General features: G+C 50.2%; 6 protein-coding genes. All 6 read right to left on the bottom strand.

From position 1 onward, the window contains the following. Nucleotides 1–147 precede the first annotated feature (147 nt). Nucleotides 148–2,193, bottom strand: coding sequence for a TlpA disulfide reductase family protein (locus BN93_RS04550; RefSeq protein ID WP_019187161.1), 2,046 nt, complete (start codon nt 2,191–2,193; stop codon nt 148–150). A gap of 121 nt (nt 2,194–2,314) precedes the next feature. After that, a complete protein-coding gene (locus BN93_RS04545) occupies nt 2,315–3,040 on the bottom strand; it encodes a TlpA family protein disulfide reductase (protein WP_232211104.1) in 726 nt (241 codons plus the stop codon). A 14-nt stretch (nt 3,041–3,054) separates the two neighbouring features. Continuing rightward, on the bottom strand, nt 3,055–3,426 hold the full coding sequence (locus BN93_RS18430; protein ID WP_232211103.1) for a DUF4369 domain-containing protein: 372 nt from the start codon (nt 3,424–3,426) through the stop codon (nt 3,055–3,057). Nucleotides 3,427–3,515: 89 nt separating this feature from the next. Further along, nucleotides 3,516–5,285 carry a PKD-like family lipoprotein gene (locus BN93_RS04540; protein WP_044259860.1) on the bottom strand — a complete coding sequence of 590 codons (1,770 nt, stop codon included), beginning with the start codon at nt 5,283–5,285 and terminating at the stop codon, nt 3,516–3,518. A 92-nt stretch (nt 5,286–5,377) separates the two neighbouring features. Then, entirely contained in the window at nt 5,378–6,652 is a 1,275-nt protein-coding gene (locus BN93_RS04535) for a DUF4843 domain-containing protein (RefSeq protein ID WP_232211102.1), read from the bottom strand. 12 nt (nt 6,653–6,664) lie between these two features. Beyond that, nucleotides 6,665–8,140 carry a RagB/SusD family nutrient uptake outer membrane protein gene (locus tag BN93_RS04530; RefSeq protein ID WP_044259859.1) on the bottom strand — a complete coding sequence of 492 codons (1,476 nt, stop codon included), beginning with the start codon at nt 8,138–8,140 and terminating at the stop codon, nt 6,665–6,667.

Raw genomic sequence — 8,140 nt, 5'->3', positions numbered from 1 at the left:
GAACTGGCGTAAAAGTAATACAACAATTTGACATGATAGCACATAGGCGCATTCTATAAAAGTGGAAATGCAACATTCCTCCCTTTTATAGAACGCGCCTATACCCTGTATGCGGTGCGCATTAGCAGTGCGCACAGGGCTTAACGCCTATTTCTTAGGCTCCTCTTTCTGATAATACAAGTCGCCCGATAGAATTTGTTTTACTCGCGTAACCAACTCTTCGCCCTGCAAAGTCAACGAGATGGCCTTGCCTTCTGGGTCGATAAGCACATTGGTGGGCGTTTCTCCAACATTGAAAAGGCGAACGGAAGGCGATGCACTACCCTTGAAGTCGCAGGCCTGCAACCAGTCTGCGGCATCTATGCCAAGCGTTTTCATGGCCTTTTTCCAGTCTTTGGGGTTCTTGTCGAGCGAGAAACCAATCATCTCGAACTTGTCTTTCGAGCCACGAGTTTCGTCATACAGCTTTTTAAGCAGGGGTAAATCGCGTTGGCAAGTGGGGCAACCCGATGCCCAGAACGTAAGCAATACAAACTTGCCCAAGCTGTTGCTGAGCTGACGAACGGTGCCGTTGGCCAGCGGAAGGGCAATGTCTGGCACATCGCTACCTTGCATGAGGTTGCGCGAACGCACGCTATTTTCGAGCGAACGGGCATAGGGGTGCGTAAGCACCTGCGGAGCAACAGCAGCCGAAAGCTGACGGCCGTATTCTTTATTAAAGATAGGCAGCATGTCGCGTTCCACAAGTAAGGGCATCAGGGGCGATGTGTTATGGTCGAGCAAGAATTGGAAACGTTCGGCCGTCCATCCAATATCGGCGGCACGGCGAATGCCCTCAACATCTATCTTACCATCAGCCGTGTTGAGATATGCCTCGCCCTTAGTGCTGCGAAGTTTCGCAAGGTCTTCTGCAATTTGCTTGTCACGTTGGCGTTCTAGTGCTAGATATTCTTCGTAAAGCGGTTTGTCGGGTATCTCTTTCACCTCGTTGGCCACAGTCTTTGTAGCATCAGCCTTAGCTTTTGGGCTATCAGCACGCTTGGCAACGGTACTCTTCATCTTCCTTACGGTCTCAATAAGCTGTTCGCCACGCAGGTCGAAGGCTACAATGTTGCCTTCGGGACTGATAAGCACCGTGCGCGGAACGGCCTCAACGTTATAAAGCTTGGCCGCAGGCGAGCCCCATCCCTTCAAAGCAGAGATGTGTTGCCAGTTGGCGTGCGTTAGGCTGTTGCGTTCTATGCAGTCGGTCCACTCCTTCTTCTTACTGTCTATGGAATAGCTCAACACCATGAAAGGCACCTTGCCTTGTGTTTCCTGCAAAGCTTGCTTGATAACGGGAAATTCGCGGCGACATGGTGCACACCACGATGCCCAAAAGTCTATCAATACGTATTTCCCTTTCAGGTCAGACAGGGCAAGTCGTTTCCCATCAGGCGTTAAGCCATCAATGTCGGGTGCAGGTTTGCCCACTTCCAAATTGGCTGCTCGCACCAAGTTGGTTAGTTCGCGATACATGGGGTGCTTACGCACGGCTGCGGGCACGGCGTTGAGGTAGGTTTCTTCCAGCACTTGGGGCGTGAAAAACCTGAAAAGGTCGTATTTAATGATGTAAAGCGTTACGGGAGAGTCGAGGTGACGAGCCACAAAACGCATGGCAGTTGTGCGGTGCGACAAACTGTTTACATAGTATGTGGCACGCTGATAGGGATAAAACGCCTTCTCATCGTTACGCTGTTCGGGGGGTAGGCTAGCCAAAACCTTGTCCATACGCTGCTTGGCTATGTCTACGGCACCACTTCCCGATTGCTGATAAGCAAAGAGAACGTCGTTGCCAGGCGTGCCCTTTACGCTCGCTCCTACTGGAAAACGACCATCGAAAGGCAACACCGTGATTTCTCCCGGTTCGAGAAACAGCTGCACGGTGCCATTGTCAAAGCCCGAAATGCGATAAGGAGCAAGTACGCCAGGAGCTTCACCTTTGAAGGTAAACCGCCCGTTTTCAACGGTGGCAGAGTCTACAACTACGTCTTGCCCTTGAACTTCGTGGGTTAGATACACCTTCTTTATACGTTCGGGCGTGTAGCGCAACGAGTCTACCGTCATCGTTCCTTTTATTACATAGCTGCTGTTTTGCTGTGCAACGGCAGCTCCTGCACAGGACAGCAACAAGCATATAAGTTCTTTTTTCATGTTGTATGGGATGTTGTTATTTCTATTTTAAAAGTTTTGCAATACGTTTCTTTCTATACATTCGAGTTGAGCAAGCGGCTGTTTTGACAGCTTACGAGCCTGCAAATGCCAAACACTCTCCCTACTTTGCAGCCTTATTGGAAAACAAGTTGGTGACAAACTTGCGCAAGTCGTCGCCATGCAGCCCCGTTGCAAGGATGTTGTTGTTGGCATCTAGCACAAAGATTGCCGGAATGGCAGTTACGCTGTAGCTTTTGGCCACTTCGTCTTTCCAGCCTTTAAGCGAAGAAACCTGCGTCCATGTAAGCTGGTCTTGTTTAACGGCAGCCAACCAACGGTCGCGCTTTTCGTCTAACGAAACATTCACAATTTCAAGTCCTGCGGCATGAAAGTCGGCGTATAGCTGGCGCAATACGGGGTTGTTAAGCCTGCACGGACCGCACCACGATGCCCAAAAGTCTACGATTTTCACCTTCCCGGGCATCTTGCTAAGGGTGAATTTACGGCCATCGGAGGTAGGCAAAGTAAAGTCGGGGGCTTTACTTCCCTTGCTCACTTGCTGCAAACGTTCTATGCGTTGTTTCAAGATAAGTCCGCTACGGCTCTGTTGTGCTTTGCTGCCAAGCTGCGCATAAAGCTGTTGGCAGGTTTCCAAGGGGGCGTCTTGGCTTTCTGCCTCTTGAAGAAGCAGACTGGCGGAAAGGATGTTATCGTTAGCAGAAATAAAGTTAAGGCGTTCGTTTTCCAACGTTTTTCGCAATTCGGCAATGGTATCGTTTACCCTACTGGCACTACCATAGCGCAAAGCTTTGCGAAGACTATCGGCCCGTTGTTGTAGCTTTGCCACGCTTTGCACTAGGCTTAGGCACTTCTGTTGGTATGCCCTGTCGGTGTCTTGCAAGCCTTTACCGCGCACAAACCAGCCCTCGCCATCGCGCAAAGGGCGCGATAATCTGTGCCAGGCTCTATAAAAAACGAGAAACCGCCTTGATAACCAGTTACCATTAAGCGGGCTGGCAACGGTTCGGTAAGTTCTATATTGGGCATGGAGAAACGTCCGTTGGCAAACGCCACCGTGTGGATGAGCTCCCAACGGCTCTCCGAACTGCGTACAACAAGTTGCAGTTGCCCCTCGGAAATGCCTTCTATCTCGCCTTCGATACTGCTTGATTGCTGTGCTAAGAGCGTGGTGGCAAAGAGCGAGAAGAGGAATGTGAAGATGTATTTGTACATGAATGGATGTTTTTTTAGTGTGAAATTGGGAGTTAGTTGACGAGATTGTTAGTTGACTAGTCAACTAACAATTTCATCAACTTAACACCTTATTTGTTACTTGGCAACGCATACGAATACTCGCGAACAAACTGAACATCGAGGATGTTCCCCAGTTTATGCCCCTCGCTATCCTTGTCGTAGAACAAGGGTGTGTAGGTTTCGTCCACGTCTGATGCCGTATTGAGCTTAATTTCGGCAATGGCACCGTTGGCCCCATTATTCAATCCGATGCTCAGATAACGTCCTAAGTCGGTAGAATAAATAAAGGTATCTTCCGAACGGAACTTCATACACGCGATGGTATAGCCCGCAGGAGCACTGTACAACACGGCCTTATCGCCGTTGTTCACATTATATCGCACCACATCAGCACCATCTGCATAGAAGAGATAATTGGTGCTGAACCACGTATTATAAAGGATAGTGGCGAGAGAAGAGGGCGTAAAGCCTTCTAGTTTCTGTCCCTTGATGGTGTAAGCAGGTTCGTCGCCACTGCCGCCAGAGCCCTTATCGCCATCAGTTGCCGTTGAGGTGAGTTGGTAGAGGTAATAGTTGGGGGCGGCTTTATCGCGGAAAATGAAGTAAGGCGTGGCCTTATCGTAGTTTTCGCGATACTGAATATAGCCGTAAATTGCCTTTTTCCCAACGGGCGAAAGCCCTTCTTTAAGTCCCGAGAAGTCAACGTGTGCATCCAGCACAGGATTGTTTAGCTGTGCTTGATACGCCTGTTGTTCTGCCCAAATGCCGTAACCATCGTCTTTGCTTACGTACAAGAAACGGTTGTTACGTCCGTCCCACAGCACGAAATGGCTTGCCGTGATGGCGGCAGCGGTAACATTATAGTTAGACACAGAACCCTCGGTGGCGGGCGTTTTGAAAGAAGGAATGGTGCGAGCCGTTAAGAAACGGCCGTCCTTACCCAACATATAGTAGAAGTCTGACTGGTTAGAGGGGTCGCCCGTCATGCCAATCTTATCTGCCAAGAAAGCGCCTTGTGCACTCACGGGCACAACAAAATCCTTGTATGCCGTGTATCGTGGGGTTAATCCGAAGGGGTCGTAGGCCTTCACTTCGCCCTTATTTAGAAACACAATAAAGTTCTGTTTCTTCAAGAAATCCCTACCTTCGGCTACCAATCCATATTGGAACATCAGCTTATAGGCATCGGCAAAGGGGTTTTTCTCTTCTTTAAAGATAAGTTTATAGGCATCGCTGCGCACGTTGGTAACAGCACCAACCGTCTCTACATTGCCCAACTGAACGCTGCCCGCCTTGCCATGAAGGAAGAAAAGGCTGTTTTTATAGATGGGACGAGTGGCTACCGCAAAGTTCTGATAGCGCGAAAGGCCCGTGCTACGGTCGTGTACTTTAAGGTGAACGGTGAAACGAGTGGCCTTGCCCACGGGCAGTTCAACATCCAGATACCCCTTAGTGGTAAATGTATCTGTTACAGTTTCCTTGTTTTTCTGATAAGAACGAATCCATTGGAAGTCCAGATGGTCGGTGTTTTTCAACAGCGTTTGCCCCACCTGCACTTCGATGCGCTTGTGCGTTTCGTCCGCAGTGAGCGGCTGGGTAAATTCAATGGTCTGCCCCGTAAGCGTTTCTACCGAGGCAGGTGAGAATATAAGCGTGTCGATGGCGTTCATTCCATCGAAGTTGTAGGTATAGTTTCCCTTGTCTTCGTAGCAGGAAGAGAACATGCCGGCAACAAGCAGAGAAAGGCAAGCGGCCTTGCTCCCAACGCTTTTCCAAGGCGAACGGAGAGGCGTTCTCATACGCTTACTCACCGTCTGTATGGTTATATTATTCGTCATTTCTAGTTAATTTATACGTTATTTTATGGATTTGCGTTTGGCGCACCAATCGTTTAGTGCGCCAAACACACCTTCTTATACCCTCGCTTGCCTTATGGCACAGTGGGGAACGTAAAGGGATAAGAGCCTTGTGCGGCCTTTTCGCGGAACAACTTGTTGCAAGCCTTGATGGCCGCTTCGCCTCCAAGCGAGGCATCCCAGTGCACATCGCCCCACTCGTTCATCACGGGGAAGAGCTGATTAAGCACGAAATCTGCGCCTTTGTGCGCAAGCCACACGTTTATCATAAAGCGATATTTCGCCGCAGAATAGGGTCCGTAGTATTTCTCTATCATCGCCTTGCCGCCTTGTTCGTCTTTCCAAGGCTGCGGTTCAACCACTTCGTAGGCCACATTAGGCAACATGGGGATGTAGAAACTGCCCTTGTAGCTGTTGCCCGGTCGCCATCCGTCCAGATAAAAAGTGTTGTATCGTTGCATCATCAGTTTCACCGCGCGCAGGTTCAAAGCCTTCATCGCCGCCTCGTTGCCCCCTAGTTGGGCATATTCGTTGGCCGTAGTGATGTCCATGCTGTTGCAAAGTCCTACGAAAGAACCACTCTGATAGGCGCCCAGATAGGTGTCTTGGAGCGATGTCCAGTACCAAGGCTTGGCGTAAGTGTTGTCGTTGGTGAAGGGGATGTCTACCTCGATAGCCGTTTGCGGGGCAGCCTGTTGCTGACGACGAAGGCTATCTATGGCGGCGAGGTTCCACTGCACAAACTTGTAATAGTCGTTCTCGGCGTAGAAGTTGTTACGTTTCGTCACCTTAACCAGCAACTTTTGTTTAGCAGCCGACCATGTTCCGAAGTACGAACCACCCATGCCGTCCCATTGAGACGGCTTGGTATAGGCTTCCTTCACATGCAAGGTGAAAGTCTGAAACTCCTTTATCCCCTCGCCTATCTGCGAGGCTGGGTCGCTGGCATCGATGTAAACTTCCGCCTTAAAGGTGCTGTCTACCAATGAGGGACGTTGCGCCAACACCATCACCGACTTCTCGTTTTCGTCTGGTTTGAACACCACTTCGGGACAAACCACGGTGGCTTCGGCCACGCCCTGCACGGCTCTGGACTTGAGAACCACCTTTCTGGGTTGGTCGGAATTGCGCCCCATCAACTTAAGCTTTAAGGAAACGCCAATTTCTTTGGGAGCGGTGAGAATGGAGTCGGCAAAGTTTACTGTGGCGTTAAGTGCATCTTTGTTGCCGTAATTGAAGTAAACGCCGTCGCCATCATCGGCATAAAGTGGCACCATTTCTTCCTTGCAAGCGGAAGAGAGCATGCAGCCAAGGGCCACGGCAACGACATATCCAAACTTATTCTTCATCTTCATCGTGGTTTAAGGGTTGGTTTGTGGGGTTTGTTTGCCAGCTTGTGCATCGTGAGATGCGGTCCAGCCATATTCTTTCTCTGCATCGGGAAGTGGGAACACGAAACGTTCTTTCGACAAAACGATGCTGTTATCGTAGGACAGCTCCGTTATTCCGTGGCGTTTCAAGAAGTACCAATACTGCCCTTCGGCATAAAATTCCTTGCGGAACTCGCGGTCTAAGGCCTTTAAGCGACTAGCCTCGTCGGTGAAGTTTACGTTAAGCGAGCGCGAATAGCCACGCTTGTTGCGCACGGCATTGAGAAATCGGGCAGCCTGAGTTAGGTCTGGCGTCATTTCGCAGAGGATGTAATACATCTCTGGCAGGCGTATCAGTGGCACTGCCTCCTTGGGGTTGGTGTTGTACTTACGCGACAAAGCGGTCTTTGCTGCTGCGTGTTCGTAGAACGCTGAACTCTTCGAGCGCATGTCTTCGCGGCGGTCGCCCGACACTTCAAAGTAGCTGTTGAACCGTTCTGAACGGATAAAGTACTGGGTTGTGTACTTTTCACCATCAGCCCAATGCGACGAAAAGGTTTCGTTAAGGTGGTAGATGTTAAGCGCAGCGATGCACTCGGAGAAGAGGATTGGGTCGTCTTGGTTGCTCGAAACCAACGTCAGGCCGCAATTATCTACCACGTCTTGCGCGCAGGCCACGGCATTTGTGGCATCGCCGGCATAGCAATAGATACGTGCCATGAGGGCGTTTACGGCATGATAGTTAAAGCGGAACTGGCGTTCGTTGTTGTCCAAGCGCATTTTTTTCTCATGTTCCAGCAGTGTTTTGGCCTCATCTAGGTCTTTCAAGGCTAATTTCACAATCTCTTTCGCTGGCAAAAGTGGCTGCTTAGAATTATCGGCCACCATGCGATAAGGAATACATGGCACATCTGCTGCGGCCGCATCCTTACCATACTTCCACGGTCCCCAAGCCCTAAGCAGGTCGAAATGGCAATACGCCCTTACGGCAAGAGCCTCGGCGCGGAAAGTGTTTCGCGTCTTCACATTGCGTATAACCGACTCTCCATTGCGGTCGAGCCACTTAATATAGTTATTGCAATTGGCAATTACATTATAGAGTTTCAACCACGATTGGGCAATCTTCTGCTTGGTTCGGAAACCATCCGAGGTTGCCGTGGCGTAGTTATAGATGGCTGCACGGTCGTTGGCTCCGTCGGGGATGTAGTCGTATTGTTGCGCCAGTTGGTCGAGCAAGCCGAACGACATGTTGCCGCCGTAAGCCCCTTGGTCGGTCATCAGCAGGTAGATACCCGTGAGCGAACTTTCAAAACCCGACTCGGTAGAGAACATCTCATCGGCTTTGAGGTCGGTCTTGGGGCTTACATCAAACCATCCCGAACAGGCCGTTACCAGCGAACAAGCCAAAAGGAGGGTGCCCATGCGGCACACCTTATATAATATGGAGGGGAGAATTAAATGCTTCAT

The sequence above is a fragment of the Prevotella conceptionensis 9403948 genome, assembly GCF_000312305.1.
Classification (GTDB): domain Bacteria; phylum Bacteroidota; class Bacteroidia; order Bacteroidales; family Bacteroidaceae; genus Prevotella; species Prevotella conceptionensis.
The sequence above is the reverse complement of the archived record's forward strand: the minus strand, read 5'-3'. Positions and strand labels throughout refer to the sequence as shown.